This is a genomic window from Spirosoma utsteinense (assembly GCF_014282275.1).
Taxonomy (GTDB): Bacteria; Bacteroidota; Bacteroidia; order Cytophagales; family Spirosomataceae; genus Spirosoma; species Spirosoma utsteinense.
On sequence record NZ_VFIA01000044.1, the window covers coordinates 22,411 to 39,788 of the forward strand.

A 17,378-nucleotide genomic window follows, 5' to 3' on the forward strand; every position below is an offset into this window, starting at 1 on the left:
CCATCATCTCGAAGGTATATTAATTTTACGGTACCTATTTATGAATTACTAAACTTATATACGAAATAGCGATATATACGTACTTAAATATTATTACTTTTTTATATTAATTTTTCAGGATTTCCCCTGACTTTATATTCAACTGCTTTTTTTGGTAGACGCAGTCCGGGCCCTGCTCAATACGGCCTTCAGGCAAGCAACAACAGGACGAGGGCAACAATAGCCGGAATGGCCTGCTTTAGAAAAATCGACTTATCGACGGTTACGCCACCATAGACGCCGGCAACGATAACGCATCCCAGGAAGAAACCAGCCACGTTCACCTGCCAGACAGCGTCAGTAATCAGCAGCGACCAGATTAGCCCGGCGGCCAGAAAACCGTTGTAAAGCCCCTGGTTAGCCGCCATAGCTTTCGTTGGCTCGAACAAATCGGCGCGCAGTGACCGGAACGTCTGCCGCCCTTTCGTTGTCCAGGCAAACATTTCGAGCCATAAAATATACAGGTGTTCGATGGCCACCAGTGCGATAAAAATCAATGCCAGCAGATGCATAGGAGATTGGGTGTTAAGAAGATAGCCGCACTAATGTACACAGCGGTACCGGCCAAACCTATCCATCCGTACCGAAACGATACTCGATTATAAACGTACCATTCACTGAAGACAGCTATGACAATGGTCGATTAGCTATGGGCCACTGCATTGATAAACTAGTGAATAGTTTGCTTTTTTTTATTTTTTTAATCTTTGTAGACAGTTAATAATCTTATGCGATTACTTACGCCCCCCTGATCGCCCACTAAGTAAGACTGACAACCCCGTCAGATTCTTCGCGCGACTTCTCCTATTTCCGCCGGATCAGATCGTCGGTGCCGGATTCGCTGCTGGTGTTCGTTACCATGCTTGCGCTGATCCCCACCCTGTTTCTCATCCTGATGGCCTTCAAGAATGGGCATACATATGGGATTACTCAGCGGTATTCGGGCTTTTCATTTCCGTACTCAGTGATTATTGTCGCTATGATGTTGCATCAGTTGCTCCGGACGCCCGTAGCCATCCGGGCCATTCTACTGGCAGTTCTCTTGATCCAATCATATTTTGTGGCCCGGCTGCTTCATCACATCTATGAAGACCGGGATGTGAAGTACACCTATTTCTCAACCCCTCGCCTACCGAATCCGCACCAGTTTGCGGCCGAACGTATCATGGAAAACTACACGCCGGGCGATACGGTGCTGTATCCGTCGGTACGACTTTTTGCGCACGACGAGGTTGAAAAAACGTTCTCGCCTTATTCTATTCAGGAGGCTCAGCTAACAAATCTGTACCTCCCGAAAGACGCCGACTATATCCAGCGCATGGATACGACAGAAGTCAATAAAATCAGGCTGGTTAAAGGAAAATCCGGGCAGACGATTACACTATTCGATTTTAAAGGAAAGACGTATCGGTACTAGTCTACTGTGCATAGGGTCCATGAAATGCAGTCATGGCTGCGATACCTGACTAACACCCTGACGAAATCCACTACGCTAAGCGTTGTACTTTTCCGATATGCAGGTTACAACCTTATTGCTCTTTTTGCTACCTTTGTTAAACAATGGCGGTGCCCGATGCAAGGCCATTGTTTATTTCAATAGCTTCCTGGTGCAGTTTGGTCCCCCCTGATTCTCCTTCCTGACACATCGCGTGTCGTCCCTGTCACAAGTACCTCGTGGCAGCCTTACTTGTCTGTTTCCTATTTTACACTTATTCAGCGGCACCCCTGGTCACGTTTCGTGCGTGCTACCTGGGTGCGCATCCTGGCATATGCCGTCTCTGTATCATGACGTTTCGAATAAACTTATTTGATTTCAAACAGCGAGTCAACTATCGGACCGAGATCCTCTCGGGCCTTACCGTAGCGTTGGCGCTGGTCCCCGAAGCAGTTGCATTTTCGATGATTGCGGGTCTTTCACCCCTTACCGGCTTGTATGCTGCGTTTACAATGGGATTTGTTACCTCCATTCTGGGTGGTCGTCCCGGCATGATCTCCGGCGCAACAGGTGCCATTGCCGTAGTGGTGGTAGCCCTGGCGAAATCGCACGGGATCGAGTACGTCTTCGCAGCGGTCGTATTATCCGGTCTGCTTCAGGTGCTGGCGGGCGTGTTCAAACTAGGCAAGTTTATCCGGCTGGTACCGCATCCGGTCATGTTTGGCTTCGTCAACGGGCTCGCAATCATCATTTTCATCTCGCAACTGGATCAGTTCAAGGCAATTGACAGCACTGGAACGGCTCAGTGGATGACGGGCACCCCGTTACTGATTATGCTGGGGCTTGTAGGGCTAACCATGCTCATCATCTGGGGATTACCCAAACTAACCCAGGTGTTCCCGTCATCGCTGGCGGCCATTCTGGTGATTTTTGCACTGGTCGTTGTTTTCAACATCGACACCCGGACGGTTGGCGACATTGCCTCCATCCAGGGTGGGTTTCCGCCCTTCCATATCCCTGCCGTACCGGTTAGTCTGGCTACGCTTCAGGTAATTTTTCCTTACGCACTGATCATGGCCAGTGTGGGCCTCATCGAGAGTTTGCTGACGCTGAACCTGCTCGATGAACTCACCGAAAGCCGGGGCCGGGGCAATAAGGAATGTGTGGCGCAGGGAACGGCGAATATCGTAACGGGACTGTTTTCGGGCATGGGCGGTTGCGCTATGATCGGACAAAGCCTGATTAATACCTCATCAGGCGCGCGGGCGCGGCTGTCAGGCATTGTGGCATCGGTCATGTTGCTGATATTCATCATGTTTGGCGCCAGCCTGATCGAGAGGCTACCCATGGCAGCGCTGACGGGAGTAATGATTATGGTGTCCATCGGTACCTTCGAGTGGGCCAGCTTCAAGATGATCGGTAAAATGCCGAAGTCAGACGTGCTCGTTGGTATGCTGGTAGCGGCCATTACCATTTTGCTTCATAACCTGGCGCTGGCGGTGCTGGCGGGTGTTATCATTTCAGCGCTTGTATTCGCCTGGGAGAGTGCCAAGCGCATCAGAGCCCGAAAATTCGTGGACCAGGCGGGCGTGAAACACTACGAGATCTTCGGCCCCCTGTTTTTTGGCTCCGTAACGGCATTCAATGAAAAATTTGACGTGCCGGGTGATCCTGACCAGGTCGTGATTGATTTTTCGGAAAGCCGGGTTACAGACATGTCGGGCCTCGATGCGCTGCACAAAATCACAGAGCGGTATGAACGGGTTGGCAAAACGGTACACCTGACACATTTAAGCCCCGACTGCCGTCAGCTCCTGGCCAATGCCCATGCCGTGATTGAGGTTAACATCCTCGAAGATCCCGATTACCGGGTAGCCGTAGATAACTAATATATTCCGTGGTGCTTAAGAAGCTGTTTGAGTTAGCGATTGGAGCCGAACAAGTAACGCAGCACAAGGCTAAAAGCCGCGCTTTGTGGCCTAAGCGATGGACTCAAACAGCTTCTAAGACAGTACCAACGATTACTGCGCCACAACAGCTTTAATCGGCGATACCCTGACGTTACTGAATTCGGCACTGCCGCCTTCGGCAAAGATCTCAATGCTACCCGACGGCTCACCCGGAAAGATCAGGTCGGTAATAACACGCTCGCCCTCGTTGGCAAATACTTCGACAATGGACTTATCGACAAAAACGCGAAGCGTAAATACGCCATTCTGTAAATTCAGCGGGGCCTCCTCCACGCTCGGGAAACGGTCGCTGAACGAAACATTTCCCGACTTGCGCCGGTCGAGTTGCAGCTTGCCATTTGTATACTGGATAATGGTTTCTTCGGCTCCGTTCTTCGCCAGCCTCACCCCTACCGTTTTGGCACTTCCGGGCTTGATATCGACCCTGAACTCGTAGGAATTGGGCACGCTCTTCTCCACGACCCGGCTTTGGTCCGATACCTTCACTAACGCCTGCGGTGCTATATCACTCCGCAGGCTGGCCACGGTTGCAATGGGTTGCTGCATCAGTTGGAGCCCCGCCGACGTGCGTTTCAGCGTAATCTGACGAGGTAGTGACATAGCCCCTTTGAACGGCGTCGTGGGCAGTTTATTCCCATAAGCCCAGTTATTGAGCCAGCCGACCATAACGGGTCCGGTTTGTTTGGCGGGCAGGTCGTTAAACTGAATGGCGGCATAATAGTCTTTGCCATAGTCGACCACGTTGCTCACCGCAGGGGCTATCGGTTTGGGATTGGCGGGGTCCAGGCTGAACGTCTTCCCGTCGAAATCGCCCACGAAGTATTGCATACCTACGTAATCTTTCTGCGGGTGGCCCGCCGAGATGAACAGCACCCATTTTGTTTTTCCCGGCTCGTTCTGAATGGGAACGGGCATCAGCGCCGGACATTCCCACACCTTTGTTGTATCGCCCTGCAGACCGAAATGGCTTAGTAACGTCCATTTCGTGAGGTCCTTGGATTCAAAGAACGCCACGCGGTGCTCCGTCGCTTTCACGGCCGACATGATCCATTTCTTTTGGGGCGCATACCAGAACACGTTCGGATCGCGAAACTCCTTGCTTTTCAGGTCCAGCACCGGGTTCTTATCGTACTGCTTCCAGGTTCGCCCCTTATCACTACTATAAGCCACGTTCTGATACTGTGCCGTTTGGGTTTCGCCCTCCGTCACGTTGCCGGTGTAAATGGCAACCATGCAGTCTTTGGTACCGGCCGGACACAGGCCGCTGGTATTGCCTTTGTCGATCACCGCACTACCCGAGAAGATAGCCGTTTTGGTTTTACCATCGGAATGCGTGAACTCGGGAATAGCCACCGGCAGGTGTTCCCAGCGGAGCAGGTCTTTGCTTACGGCATGGCCCCAGCTCATATGGCCCCACTCGTTACCAAAGGGGTTATGCTGGTAAAACAGGTGGTATTCGCCCTCGTAATAAAGCAGTCCGTTGGGATCATTGATCCAGTTTTTCGGGGGCGAAAAGTGATATTGAGGCCGGTAGGATTCCGGTTTCGTTGACGCCTGATCTGCCTGTCCGGCCGAGAAATGGCTTACGCCACTCAATAAGGCAATAGTTACAAATATCTTTTTCATACGTAGTCCCTCTGTTAATGCTCGTTGACCGTAAGAATAGTAAGGTATAGCGGGGGATCGTTCTACCGATAAACGTCCCCCACCATACACTGCCTTCTTACCTAATTAAAATTAAAAACCTGGATTCTGCTTGTACAGCCCCTTCGTGAAATTGATCTCACGCTGCGGAATGGGAAGGTACTCATCCCGGCCTGCCGTAAACTTAGCTCCGCTCAGGTACGACCGCCGGGTTTTTTCCTTTGTCAGATACGCGTTCAGCGTGGGCTCGGCAATACCCCAGCGAACGAGGTCGAAGAAGCGCGGGCTCTCGGTAGCGAACTCCAGCCGACGCTCAAACTGTAGCGCTTTCCGGGCGTAGTCCTGGGTCCAGTTAGTCGCCGAATACGGTCTGATCAGGTAGTTGGACGGGTTGGTCCCATCGGCCTTTTTCGTGCGCCCGGTACTGGCTGCGGCCCTGGCCCGTATTTTATTGATGAGCGGCAACGCCAGGGCTGGCTGACCCAGTTCAATGTACGCTTCAGCCTGAAAGAGCAACACATCGGCATACCGGATGATGTCGATGTTCTTCGACGTTCCAATAAACGGGCCCTGCTTCTTATAGGTCGAGCTGGTTGCCAGCTGTTGTTCCTTCATCGACTGGAAAAAGCCGTAAACGCCCGGATCACGCACCCAGCTGTTGCTGAAAGGCAGGGCTGCGTTATACTTGTAGGGGTGTCCATCGATGCCAATCGTGTGGTCGACGCGCGGATCGACGGTGGCGGTTTTGAAATCGATCACGGCATCGTTGAACGTATCCAGCTTTGGCAGGCCATTGGCATCCGTCCCGAACGCATTGGCCAGGTTCTGGCTGGGCTGATGGAAACCGCAGCAGCCGTACTGGGGAGCGCCATGCGGGTAGTTCAGCCCGGTTTCGAAATTGAGCCGACCGACGGTTGTACCATCGTTGATCGAATATTGAACGGAAAAGACCGACTCGATACCATTATCGAATTCAGGCAGAAAATTCTCGGCAAAATCGGGTTGCAGGTCGTATTTACCCGAACTGATCACCAGCTGGGTCAGGTTAACGACCTCCTGAAGTTTCGCTCGGTTGATACCCGTAACCTTATTATTATCGTCCTGTTCATACGCCTGATATAGCCGAAGTTTGGCCAGATAGGCAGCGGCCGACAGCTTGTTTGCCCGGCCCACCTGCGTTTGCGTTACGGGCAGATTATCCACGGCATACTGAAAATCGGTCGCGATCTTGTCCCATAACTGGTCGTTGGTCAGCGCCCGGTTCGAGACCGTCAGAATCTCGTCGTTCGAGAGAGCTTCATCGACATACGGCACGTACTTGAACAGCATCTTCAGCATAAAATGGGCATGGGCCCGCAAAAAGCGAAGTTCGGCCAGCCGGGTCTTTTTCAGTGGGAAGTCGGCATCGGTGAGGTCATTGATCGATCGCAGTCCGACGTTGGCGCGTGAAATCGCTTTGTAATAGTTCTCCCAAGTATAAGGGTGATAAAACCCACCGCCCTGCTGGGGCTGCGTGAGGTTGTGCTGCTCGTAGAAGTTAATGTCTTCCAGGTCGGCCACGCCACCACCACCTTTATAGGCATCGTCGGACCGAACGCTGCCGTAAACCCACATACTGGCGATAGGGCCAATCATTTCGCCGTTGCCTACCGACGCGTAAGCAGCCGTTACCAGTGCATCGGCGTTGCTGGCACTTTTTATGTTGTCGGACGAGAGGGTTCCCTGCGGCTGGTATTCCAGAAAGTCGCTACAGGACGAGAATAAACTGGCCCCGGCCACCAGCAGCGTCGAAAATAGAATCTTATTTTTCATGATCGTATAGCTTTGGGCTTAGAAGGATACGTTTAGACCGAACGTGAAGGTGCGGGGTACGGGAATAGCATTGACATCGACCCGCTCCGGATCGGGACCCAGGAAACTCTTGCTCTTCACCCAGAATACGTTCTCTACCATGCCGTAGAGCCGCAGGCTCGACAGGCCGATGACGCCGATGGTTTCTTTGGGAAAGGTGTAGCCCAATTGTACATTTCTAATTTTGAAGTAGGAGGTGTTCACATTGAAATAGTTCGATGTGCGCGTCTCGTTATTGCCATCCGACAGGGTCAGCGACGGGATGCGGGAGGCCGTATTTTGTGGTGTCCAGGCATCGAATACGCCCGGTCCTACGTTTTCGCGACCCCGGATAAAGTTGTTGTAGAACGTGTAGGAGTCAAATCCCGTCCGGCCCGCAATACCGGAACCGAAGAGGGAGAAATCGAAATTCTTGTAGCCCAGATCGAAGCGGGTACCGTATTCGAGGCCAAGCAGCGTAGTGCCGAAGAACTCTTGGTCCAGCGCGTCGATCCGGTTATCGCCGTTGAGGTCGCGGTACCGGATACGGCCCGGTGCGGCCCCTACCTGCTGGGCGTGGTTCGTCACTTCTTCCTGATTCTGGAAGATACCGTCGGCCCGGTAGCCAAACAGGTCCAGCTGCGAATGGCCGATAATCGTCGTCACGGCGTTGCCCGCAAAGGCCGAGCGTACCTCTTCGGGCAGCACCGTTATTTTGTCGCGGAAGCGGGCAAAGTTTGTCGAGATGCTGTAGGTAAAGTCGCCAATGGGCTTGCCGAAATACGCCAGCGACAGTTCGAAACCCTTGTTGGTTTTGGTCGCTCCGTTCACGAATTTCAGCTGCCCCTCGCCCACCGCCGATGCGACGGGTGGCTTGATGAGGATGTCTTTGGTTTGGCGGGTGAAGTAGTCGAACGAACCGGCCAGACTACCGTTCAGAAACGCGAAATCCAGCCCGACATTCAGTTCATTGGTCGTCTCCCACTTGAGCGCCGTATTCTCACCCTGCGTCTGCACGAATCCGGATGGCAGCGTTCCCGTTCCGGCACCGTTCAGGTCGTAGGCGGTGCCCACATTCCAGTACTGATCGAAAAAGCCGTTATGTCCGTTCGGCACCTGCGACGCCAACGTGCCGTAGCGCGGCTCGAACAAGCCAAACCGGGCCAGATCGCCAATATCCTGGTTACCAATGCGACCCACACCCGCCCGCAACTTCAGGTTGCTGATGGCTTTTACGCCACTCATGAACGCTTCTTTGTCGATGCGCCAGCCCACCGAAGCGGCCGGAAAGAAACCGTACCGGCTGTCGGTACCGAAGCGTGACGAACCATCCCGACGTAGCGTCAGTGCCGCCAGATACCGGTCGGAGAAACCGTAGTCGATACGGGCAAACTGCGACAGGAGCCGGCTGCCAGTCGACGAACCGTTACTACTGGCATTTCCGGAAGCGGCACTCAGCACGAAGAAATCTTCGGTCTGCACCGCAAAGTTCTCCCGGTACGAGGTTACGTCGTCCAGGTTATCGCGGATGGCCTCAACCCCGGCCAGCAACTTGAACTGGTGGTCGCCCACTCCGAAGTTATACCGCAGCGTGTTGGTCCAGGCCAGGCTCAGAAACTTATTGGTGTTTAGCGTCAGGCTATTGAGCGACCGGGCGATAAACCCGTTCTGGAACGACTGCTCGATGTTTTTGTTGCTATACCCGGCATTGTCCATACCCAGCGACGACCGGAAGATCAGCCCGCGGATTGGCTCGATTTCGGTGAAGACGTTACCGAACACAAACGTCCGGTCGATTTTATCCCAGCGGTTGATGTACTGCATGAACAGCGGGTTATTCCGGTCGGAGTAGCCCGAGCCGATCGGACCGGCATAATCGCCCGTTGCGGTGTAAACGGGTATGGTAGGGACCAGCGTAACGGCCAGGCCAGGCGTTGGTGCTCCACCCAGATCAGAGGCTACCGGGGTTTCGCGCGAAGTGGTCATCTGTACGTTCGCGCCAAACTTAAAACGACCGTCGAACTTGCTGGTCAGGCCATTGATACGGCCCGTCAGTCGGTTATAACCCGTATACCGCAGCATACCCGAGTTGTTCAGGTAGCTCACGTTGACCAGCAGCGACGAGCTTTTGGTACCGCCCGAAATGGTCAGGTCGTTATTGGTAACATAACCCGTTTTGTAGACTTCATTCTGCCAGTCGGTATTGCCAACGGGCACGTTCTGATCGCCCCCCACGAACGGCTTTACGGTAACCCCGTTCAGCACCGGGTTCCTAAAGTCCTTATTCCAGTCGAAGCCGTAGATATCACCGTAGCCGGATGCCGGATCGACCCCATCGTTGACCGAAGCCTGCCAGAGCGCCCGCCCCCGGTCGACGGCGTTCAGCATCGTGAACCGCTGCGATTTCTCGGACTGCGCCGAAATGCTGGAGTTGAACTGCACATTCAGCCGGCCATCGGTACTGGCTCCATTTTTAGTCGTCACGATGATGACACCATTGGAAGCTCTTGCCCCATACATCGAAGCCGAAGACGCATCTTTCAGCACCTGTATCGACTGAATAGCCGTTGGGTTAAGGCTCTGAAATACCTGCGACCGTTTGGTGGGCATTCCATCGATGATATAAAGCGGATCGTTGTTTCCCAGCGTATTAGCACCCCGGATCAGGATACGGCTGGCATCGCCGGAGGGCGTCCCCGACTTCTCGATGTAAAGTCCCGGCACCCGGCCCTGCAACGCCTGCATGGGGTTACCCGAGCTGGTAATTTTGGTAGCCGCCACATCGACTACCGCTACGGCCCCGGTCAGATCCTCCCGGCGAGACGTGGTGTAACCCAGTACAACCACTTCGGACAGCTGACCGCCTTCGACCAGCGAAATAGTCAGATTGGTTTCATTCCGGACCGGTATCTCCTGGCTCGTATACCCAATGAACGACGCCGTAACACTACTGGCGCTCTCCGGGAGCGTCAGCGAAAACTTCCCTTTCGTGTCCGATACCGTGCCGGTAATGGTCCCGGTAATGACAATGTTTGCGCCAATGAGCGGTTCGCCGGTTTTGGCGTCCAGCACACTGCCTGTAATGGGGCGTTGCGCGAGTGCCAGCTGCACGGTTACCAGCAGGGCGGCCAGTGTAAGCAGGTAGTTTTTCATGCTCATAAAAAATTAAGTGTACAAATTGATGGTAGATAAAAGACAGACAAAAGCTATTGGAGCAGGGCGGGCAGCAGGATCGTATGACTGATCGATTCGGCTGAAAAAGCAGGAGTAGCACCCCGTTGCGTAGCTACGTAAGCACCCGTAGCGCAGGCAAACTCCAGGATTCTTTGAGCCGATTCACCCTGGAGCGTTTTGTAGAGAAAACCAGCCAGAAAAGCGTCGCCACTGCCAATCGTATCGGCCACTTCGACCGGGAAACCTGTTTGGCTGTGTAACCCCGTTTCATCCAGCAGTACAGCCCCATGCTCGCCCAGCGTTACACACAGCACGTCGAGCGTGTAGCGTTCACGCAGCTGGTTCATAGCCGCATACAGGTCCGATCCCTCCCCGTACCAGCCCGCCAGTTCGACCAACTCATGCTCGTTCAGTTTGGCGATATGGGCCTCGTGCAGCAGTTCTTCGACAAGGGGCCGGTTATAGTGTGGTGCCCGCAGGTTGACATCGAACACCTTCCGGGGAGCCACGGCCAGCAGTGCCAGCAAGGTTTCGTGGGTTTGCTGACTACGGGCGGCCAGGCTGCCGTAGACGAAGAAATCGCTTAGCCGGACAGCCTCGATCATCCTGGTTTCCAGATGAATATAATCCCAGGCTACCGGCTGAACGATCTTGTAGGTCACCTCATTGGCGTCGGAGATATTGGCCTTGGCCACACCCGTCAGGTGCGTTTGCCCAACCTGGATCAGATCGAGCGGCAGGCCTTTATGGGCAATAAAATCCAGCAGTTCGGTACCCAGTTCGTCGCTGCCCACCCGGCTGATCATCTGGGCGTTGATACCGAAGTTGCGGAGATCGGCGGCCACGTTCATGGGGGCGCCACCGGGTTGTTTGCTGGTCGGCAGTACGTCCCAGAGCGTTTCGCCAAAGCAGGTGATGATTGCGTTCATGGTCATTATGGATTAATGAAGGACAACTATTTTCTCGATACCTTCCAGACTGGTCCCTTTTGTTTCGGGCATGAGCCGGATTACGAACAGGAGTTGCAGTACCATCATGATGGTGAAGAACAGGAAGGTGTTTCCCCCGCCAATATGCTCGGCCAGGTACGGGAAGGTGAAGGTGATGATAGCCGCCATGAGCCAGTGGGTGAAGCTCCCCAGCGCCTGCCCGCTCGACCGCACTTCGTTCGGAAATATTTCGGAAATAAACACCCAGATGACCGCGCCCTGCGAGAAGCCGAAGAAGGCGATATAGCCGAACAGCAGGAGCGGTACGGTCAGGCCACTAAAGTCTTCCACGTAGAAAGCCCGTGCCACCAGCGCCAGCGTCACGATCAGGCCGACGGAGCCGATCTTCATGAGCGTCCGGCGACCAAAGCGATCGATGAGGTTCATGGAGATCATCGTGAAGATAAGGTTGACCAGACCGATACCCGCCGACGACAGCAGGGCCGAACTCTTGCCCAGACCGGTCATTTCAAAGATTCGCGGGGCATAATAGATAATGGCGTTGATACCCGATACCTGGTTGAAAACGGCAAACAATACCGCCAGCATAACGGGTGTGCTGTACTGGGACGAAAACAACCGGGCGGCTTTTTGCTGACCTCTGGCGTGTTGCTGCAGGGCCAGCAGCGTTTCCTCGGCCGTGTCGGGGTCGATCATGTTCAGCACCGTACTGGCTTCGGCGACCTGCCCTTTCACCAGTAGCAGCCAGCGGGGGCTTTCGGGAATGTTGAGAACGGCGATCAGGAACAGCAGCGAAGGAAACGCCTGAACGCCCAGCATCCAGCGCCACGAATCGGCCGACACACCTTGCAGAAGGTAATTGGAGAGATAAGCGATCAGGATGCCCAGCACCACATTGAACTGGAACAGACCCACCAGCCGACCGCGCGACTTGGCGGGCGAGATTTCGGTGATGTACATGGGAGCCGCCACCGACGAAGCACCCACGCCGAGGCCACCCAGAAACCGGAACACGAGGAACAACTCCCAGTTCGTAGCCAGCGCCGAACCGACCGACGCGACCAGGTATAGAACGGCAATCCAGAACAGGGTTATCTTACGGCCCAGTTTCTCGGCCGGGATGCCGCCCAGCATGGAACCAAGCACCGTGCCGATGAGCGCAATGGATACGGTTAGGCCATGCTCCCAGGCGTTCAGATTCCATAACGACTGTAGCGATTGCTCGACGCCGGAGATAACGGCCGTATCGAAACCGAAGAGAAACCCACCCAGGGCCGCCGTAATCGACCAGAAGAAAATACGTTGATGCTGACTCATGTTTGACTGACATGAACTGGGTTGTCTGGCAGTTCATGAGTCAAACCTAGCCGGATCTATCGGGGAGGGGCTTGCTGAAATCGCTCAAATAAATACAGAAATCGTATTTTACACAACTAACTGATTTACAGAGATATATTGAAAAGAAAGCAACGGCCACTTTCAGTTTTGATACAACGGATTTCGGTTTTGTTTCAACGCCTTGGGGGCTGGGCGGTCCTACGCGCTTACCGGTGACTTGCGGTACTCGGAGGGGGTTCGTTTCGTGTGCTGTTTGAAGAAGGTTGTGAAATAGGCGGGCGAGTTGAAGCCGGTTTCCTCAGCAATCTCGGCAATGGGTTTGTTGGTTTCCCGCAACAGGTACTTCGACTTTTTCAACCGGATCTCGGTGAGGTAATCCATGACGTTCATATCCAGCAGGGCCTGCACTTTCCGGTAGAGCTGCACCCGCGAGAGCCCCATTTCGCGGCTCAGCATTTCGACCCCGAACGAGGGGTCGCCCAAATGCCGCTCAATGAGCGCCGTCAGTTCGTTCAGGAACTTCTTCTCATTCCGGTTGCCCAGTTGCGGCAGCAGATCCGAAGCGAAACGCTGTTGCAGTTTCTGGCGGTTGGCCAATGTTGTACGGAGCGTTTCCAGCAGATAAGTGGTGTTGAACGGCTTGGTGATATAGGCATCGGCACCGGCGCGGGTGCCTTCGATGCGCTGCTCTATCTGCCCTTTTGCCGTCAGGAGAATAACCGGAATGTGGGAGGTGCGCAGATCGGCCTTGATGCGCTGGGTAAGCTGTAGCCCGTCCATCGTTGGCAGCATGATATCGCTGATGACGAGGTCAGGAATCGTCTCCAGGGCACGCTCCCACCCTTTTTGCCCGTCTTTTTCAGCAACAATGTCGAATTCCGTACCCAGCCGGTTAGTCAGGAATAGGCGCAGGTCGTCATTGTCTTCAATAACCAGCAATGTACCGGCCTCCTTACCAGGTTGTGACAGAAATGGCACCACTTCTTCCTCGTCATCAGTTTCTACCAATGTCCGGTGGCGGGTGGCCGTACTGACCCGTTCGGTCTCGTCGAGGTGGTCGCTGCCCAGGGGCAGTGAAATGGTAAACGTGGTACCCCGCCCTTTCTCGGACTGCACGCCAATAGCACCCCGGTGCAGTTCAATAAATTCCATCGACAGCGCCAGCCCTAGTCCTTTGGCGAGGTTATACGGCTGGGTTCCGCTGAAGAACAGGTCGAAGGCATGGTCCTTCTCTTCGGGCGTCATTCCCTCACCGTTATCGTCTACCTGAATACGCACCTGCTGATCGACCTGATCGAGCCGAACGTGGATATAGCCCCCTTTAGGCGTGTACTTGAACGCATTCGACAGCAGGTTGAACAGCACCTTGTCTAATTTCTCGGCATCGAACCAGACAGGCTGTACCGATCGGTCGGTTATCAACTGGAGGTCGATACGCTGTTTTTCGGCTTTCCGCTGAAAGTCGGAAATGATGTCCCGTACGAAAGCGGCCAGGTCCTGCTCCGATGCCCGCAGCCGGAGTTTACCGGCATCGGTCTTCCGCAGATCGAGCATTTGATCGACCAGCCGGAGCAGCCGGTAAGCATTTTTCTGTACCAGGAGCAGGCTGCTTTTCAGGTCGTAAGGGCTCACGTTTTTCTTGGCCAGCAAGTCCTCGGTAGGCGTCAGGATCAGGCTGAGGGGCGTATTGAACTCGTGGGAGATGTACGAGTAGAAGCGCAGTTTTTCTTCCGTAGCCAGCCGGGCCTGCTGCGATACCACCTCGATCTGATCTTTCTGTTTCAGAATTTCTTCGTTCTGCTTTTCCAGCGTCTGGTAGGCATTCTGTTTGGTGCGGAATAAGTAAAGGCCCCAGATAGCCAGCAAAATAGCTACGATCAAACTGCCGAGTGTGATGTAAAGCGTATTCTTCTGCGAAGCGTAGGTACGGGTGAGGTCATTGATCCGCTGGCTTTGTTTTTCGATGTCGGCCTGCTGCTCAATGACTTTTTCGTTCTGGAGCTTCATAATCCGCACGTTCGACGAATCGATGAGGGTGATGGGGAGCCGGTTTTCCCGCCGGAAGGGTTGTTTTTGCAAAATAGCCAGCGCCGTTCGAACGGCTTCCTTGCCCCCGGTCGGGTAAAGCACGGTGGCATCCAGAATGCCCCGATTCACCAGATCGATACCTTCGTTCGCACCCGGTAGCCCATCGACACCGATAATCTTCACCCGGCCTTCGAGCCCGAGCTGCTTGCATACGGCATGAGCTTTTAAGGCGGTGCGGTCGTTCTGGGCAAAAATGAGCTGTATGGCCGGTGTCGTCGTTAACAGGCGGGTCAACTCAGCCGCAAACGAGCGCTTGTCCCAGTCACCTTCCAGTTTTTTCACCAGCCGAATGCCGGGAAACGGCCGGATCGCATCAACAAAGCCCCGATGCCGGTCGTTGTCGGCCGACGAACCCGGCGACTCCCCAATTTCGACCACATTACCGGCGCTCTTCAGCAAAGCCCTGGCGTACACACCCGCCGTACGTCCTACCTCCACGTTGTTGGCTCCTACATAGGCCGTATATTGATCGGAAGCGGTACGCCGGTCGACAACGATAACCGGAATGCCCTGCTGGTACACTTTTTCTACGATGGGGGTAATAGGCTGGGCCGCGTTGGGCGACACGATCAGCAGGTCTATCTCCTGATCGATCAGCTCCTGAATCTGTTGAACCTGCTTGTTGCTTTGCCCCTGGGCATCCTTGACGATGAACTCTACGTCGGGAGAGAAAGACAGTTCACGGTTCATGCTCTCCAGCATGGTCTTGCGCCAGGTGTCGGCCTGGGTGCGCTGCGAAAACCCGATCCGAAACGTTTTTTTCTGCGTCGTCAGCTGGCAGCCGCCCATCAGCAGCCATACCATAACCAGCAGAAGCAACGGTACTTTTCTGCCCACAATAGCCGGATCGCTTCGCCAGCGAGAGCGGCCGGGCATCAATCGGTTTGTGGAAAAGTTCATACAAGGAGGAAAGAGTCTACGACGGGTGCCGAAACCAATATATAACTTATTGCCCATAAAGTTGAGCAAATTTAAGCGTTTCGCTCACGTCCTATCGAGGAGATAGTTATAACTAATGTTATGCAACCCTTATTATATCCCTTCAGGGCTGAGCAGGATGCTGTATTCAGCCCCGGGGGGCGTAAGCTTTGTAGAAACCTGGACAAGCACGGATTTTTAGCCCCATCGGTACGTAATCTAAACCTGGTGCGTACCATCAGTGACTATTGCAAAAGTCGACTAGGCGCTTGACCGAACGGTTTTGACAATAAACTTAGGTAAGTTTTTCAAAATGGAATCGGGCACAGTAATAGTCTCGCTACCTACCAACACTTTTTCTAGAGGAGCGGCAATATTACTGTTTTGAGCTGTGTCACTTTGAGGAAAGATGGACCAGGTGAATTGGCTCCTATCTGGAGCACTGGTCTGGCCAGATGCAACTAAAGTAAGTCCACAATTCGGGTCATAGCAGGTACTTTGAGGGGTTATTGTTTCAACGGGCTTGCAAGGTACTGAGTCGTCATCCTGTTTACAGCTGGCTAACCAACTGACTCGCAGTTGACAACTTAATCTACGAGTAACCGATTATTTTAAGATTCACCCCCGCCAGGAGTAGTGTGGGCGGGCGAGCTTGTACATTGGGAAGAGAAAAAACTACCTACCCTTGAATAAAAAGAGCGTACTGGGAAATGAAGAGAAGAGTACCTTGGAGCCACTTATCTAACTAGGCAAGCCATCCTCGTTTTTACTATGAAAAAGCTACTAGTAGCCCTAACCGCACTGTTGGGCCTGGCATCTCACTCAATAATTGCCCAACAGACGAACCAAAATTCTACTCAGGAACTCATCAAATCCGTTATTAGCAACTATGAACAAGCTTGGAACCGTCATGATGCGAGAGCCTTAGCGGAGCAATACCATACCGATGCTACGTGGGTCAACTGGTTTGGAGCCTATTACAAAGGCCGCGCAGAAATTGAGAAGCATTATCTAACTACCCATAGTACCTATTTTAAAGCGACTCATTTTACTACCCGTTCTATTGAAGATATCACGTTGGTCAAGCCCGATATGGCCCTGGTTCATGTTCGAACGGATCTCAGTGGCGATGAGCGCTATCCTGGGCAAACCTTCCGATTTCGCCGAACGATTCTATTAACTAACAAGGAGGGTGGTTGGCGAATTTTAGCGGGCCAAAATGCGAAGCTCAATGAAGGAATTGACTAAGTTGTGCTGAAAAAACTGGAATGTATTAGTTCATCTACTTTACGTAATTGCACTTATATAACAACACTATTTCAACTTTACTGGTACTAACTGAAAGATTACATAATCGAATTTATGAGACTGCTCACTGCCTTTTTCTCGCTACTCTTTATTCTGAAATTTGCTACTTTTTCTGGAGCACAAAACAGAATCGATAAGTACTGCTTGCTAATTAATGAAACTGCTAACAAACCAATCGAGGCAAAAGCCAGAATCAGACTTTCCATTGGAATCGAAAAATCATTATTTGACTTTAAAGATAGTACCATAGTGATGCAGCTGGCAGAGGTGGATCAACGAACTACGTTAATTGATGCCTTTAACTACTTAGCTCAATTAGGTTGGGAATATGTTGGCCTGAGTGCTACCATGAATCCTAGCGACCCACTTAGATATGAGAGCATCGGCCAGCAATATTTATTTAAGCGCACGTTTGACCGGTCAGAGTTAAAATGAAGCGGCTTTTAGGACTATTTGTATGGATGACTTTAGAAAAAATTATTCGCTTTATGTTTATATTCCATTTACATACTTTGAGTTATAGAACGCTACTATGGAAAGTACAACTGTTTTTCATCTAGTCTATGGTAAATAATACTAAATCAGATTGATGATGACGTATTTTTGATGTACGGAAAACAACTTAACGCGATGACTTTGCCTGAATCAGCAAATAAGTCTTCTACAATCGCTTGAATTCGAGCT

General features: G+C 52.8%; 11 protein-coding genes. 4 read left to right on the forward strand and 7 right to left on the reverse strand.

What is annotated here, in order from left to right; translation table 11 throughout:
• Positions 1–188: 188 nt before the first annotated feature.
• On the reverse strand, positions 189–551 hold the full coding sequence (locus FH603_RS23690; protein WP_186740868.1) for a DUF1304 domain-containing protein: 363 nt from the start codon (positions 549–551) through the stop codon (positions 189–191).
• A gap of 317 nt (positions 552–868) precedes the next feature.
• Here FH603_RS23690 and FH603_RS23695 point away from each other — a divergent pair, with 317 nt between their 5' ends.
• Positions 869–1,456 carry a hypothetical protein gene (locus tag FH603_RS23695; RefSeq protein WP_186740870.1) on the forward strand — a complete coding sequence of 196 codons (588 nt, stop codon included), beginning with the start codon at positions 869–871 and terminating at the stop codon, positions 1,454–1,456.
• Positions 1,457–1,824: 368 nt separating this feature from the next.
• A complete protein-coding gene (locus FH603_RS23700; RefSeq protein WP_186740872.1) occupies positions 1,825–3,363 on the forward strand; it encodes a SulP family inorganic anion transporter in 1,539 nt (512 codons plus the stop codon).
• Positions 3,364–3,495: 132 nt separating this feature from the next.
• On the opposite strand, the gene FH603_RS23705 is transcribed toward FH603_RS23700, so the two are convergent.
• The 6 genes from FH603_RS23705 to FH603_RS23730 all read right to left on the reverse strand — a co-directional run bounded on the left by FH603_RS23705 (position 3,496) and on the right by FH603_RS23730 (position 15,368).
• Positions 3,496–5,070, reverse strand: coding sequence for a glycoside hydrolase family 32 protein (locus FH603_RS23705; RefSeq protein ID WP_186740874.1), 1,575 nt, complete (start codon positions 5,068–5,070; stop codon positions 3,496–3,498).
• Between the two features lie 111 nt (positions 5,071–5,181).
• A complete protein-coding gene (locus tag FH603_RS23710; protein WP_186740876.1) occupies positions 5,182–6,900 on the reverse strand; it encodes a RagB/SusD family nutrient uptake outer membrane protein in 1,719 nt (572 codons plus the stop codon).
• Between the two features lie 18 nt (positions 6,901–6,918).
• Positions 6,919–10,071, reverse strand: coding sequence for a SusC/RagA family TonB-linked outer membrane protein (locus FH603_RS23715; protein ID WP_186740878.1), 3,153 nt, complete (start codon positions 10,069–10,071; stop codon positions 6,919–6,921).
• Positions 10,072–10,124: 53 nt separating this feature from the next.
• The gene (locus FH603_RS23720; protein ID WP_186740880.1) at positions 10,125–11,021 is read right to left on the reverse strand and encodes a carbohydrate kinase family protein; all 897 of its coding nucleotides are present in this window, start codon (positions 11,019–11,021) and stop codon (positions 10,125–10,127) included.
• Between the two features lie 12 nt (positions 11,022–11,033).
• On the reverse strand, positions 11,034–12,359 hold the full coding sequence (locus FH603_RS23725; protein ID WP_186740882.1) for a sugar porter family MFS transporter: 1,326 nt from the start codon (positions 12,357–12,359) through the stop codon (positions 11,034–11,036).
• Between the two features lie 219 nt (positions 12,360–12,578).
• Positions 12,579–15,368 (reverse strand): hybrid sensor histidine kinase/response regulator transcription factor, encoded by a 2,790-nt coding sequence (locus tag FH603_RS23730; protein WP_394366413.1) that lies wholly within the window; start codon positions 15,366–15,368, stop codon positions 12,579–12,581.
• 789 nt (positions 15,369–16,157) lie between these two features.
• Between FH603_RS23730 and FH603_RS23735 the strand changes: the two genes are divergently transcribed.
• Positions 16,158–16,634 carry a YybH family protein gene (locus tag FH603_RS23735; protein ID WP_186740891.1) on the forward strand — a complete coding sequence of 159 codons (477 nt, stop codon included), beginning with the start codon at positions 16,158–16,160 and terminating at the stop codon, positions 16,632–16,634.
• Positions 16,635–16,748: 114 nt separating this feature from the next.
• Complete coding sequence (locus FH603_RS23740) at positions 16,749–17,129, forward strand: hypothetical protein (protein ID WP_186740893.1); 381 nt, start codon at positions 16,749–16,751, stop codon at positions 17,127–17,129.
• The last annotated feature ends 249 nt before the right edge of the window (positions 17,130–17,378 follow it).

What these genes read in the sequence shown, in the direction of transcription:
- FH603_RS23690 (WP_186740868.1), bottom strand. Translation starts at nt 551, where the DNA reads ATGCATCTGCTGGCATTGATTTTTATCGCACTGGTGGCCATCGAACAC.
- FH603_RS23700 (WP_186740872.1), top strand. Translation starts at nt 1,825, where the DNA reads ATGACGTTTCGAATAAACTTATTTGATTTCAAACAGCGAGTCAACTAT.
- FH603_RS23705 (WP_186740874.1), bottom strand. Translation starts at nt 5,070, where the DNA reads ATGAAAAAGATATTTGTAACTATTGCCTTATTGAGTGGCGTAAGCCAT.
- FH603_RS23710 (WP_186740876.1), bottom strand. Translation starts at nt 6,900, where the DNA reads ATGAAAAATAAGATTCTATTTTCGACGCTGCTGGTGGCCGGGGCCAGT.
- FH603_RS23715 (WP_186740878.1), bottom strand. Translation starts at nt 10,071, where the DNA reads ATGAAAAACTACCTGCTTACACTGGCCGCCCTGCTGGTAACCGTGCAG.
- FH603_RS23720 (WP_186740880.1), bottom strand. Translation starts at nt 11,021, where the DNA reads ATGAACGCAATCATCACCTGCTTTGGCGAAACGCTCTGGGACGTACTG.
- FH603_RS23725 (WP_186740882.1), bottom strand. Translation starts at nt 12,359, where the DNA reads ATGAGTCAGCATCAACGTATTTTCTTCTGGTCGATTACGGCGGCCCTG.
- FH603_RS23730 (WP_394366413.1), bottom strand. Translation starts at nt 15,368, where the DNA reads ATGAACTTTTCCACAAACCGATTGATGCCCGGCCGCTCTCGCTGGCGA.
- FH603_RS23735 (WP_186740891.1), top strand. Translation starts at nt 16,158, where the DNA reads ATGAAAAAGCTACTAGTAGCCCTAACCGCACTGTTGGGCCTGGCATCT.
- FH603_RS23740 (WP_186740893.1), top strand. Translation starts at nt 16,749, where the DNA reads ATGAGACTGCTCACTGCCTTTTTCTCGCTACTCTTTATTCTGAAATTT.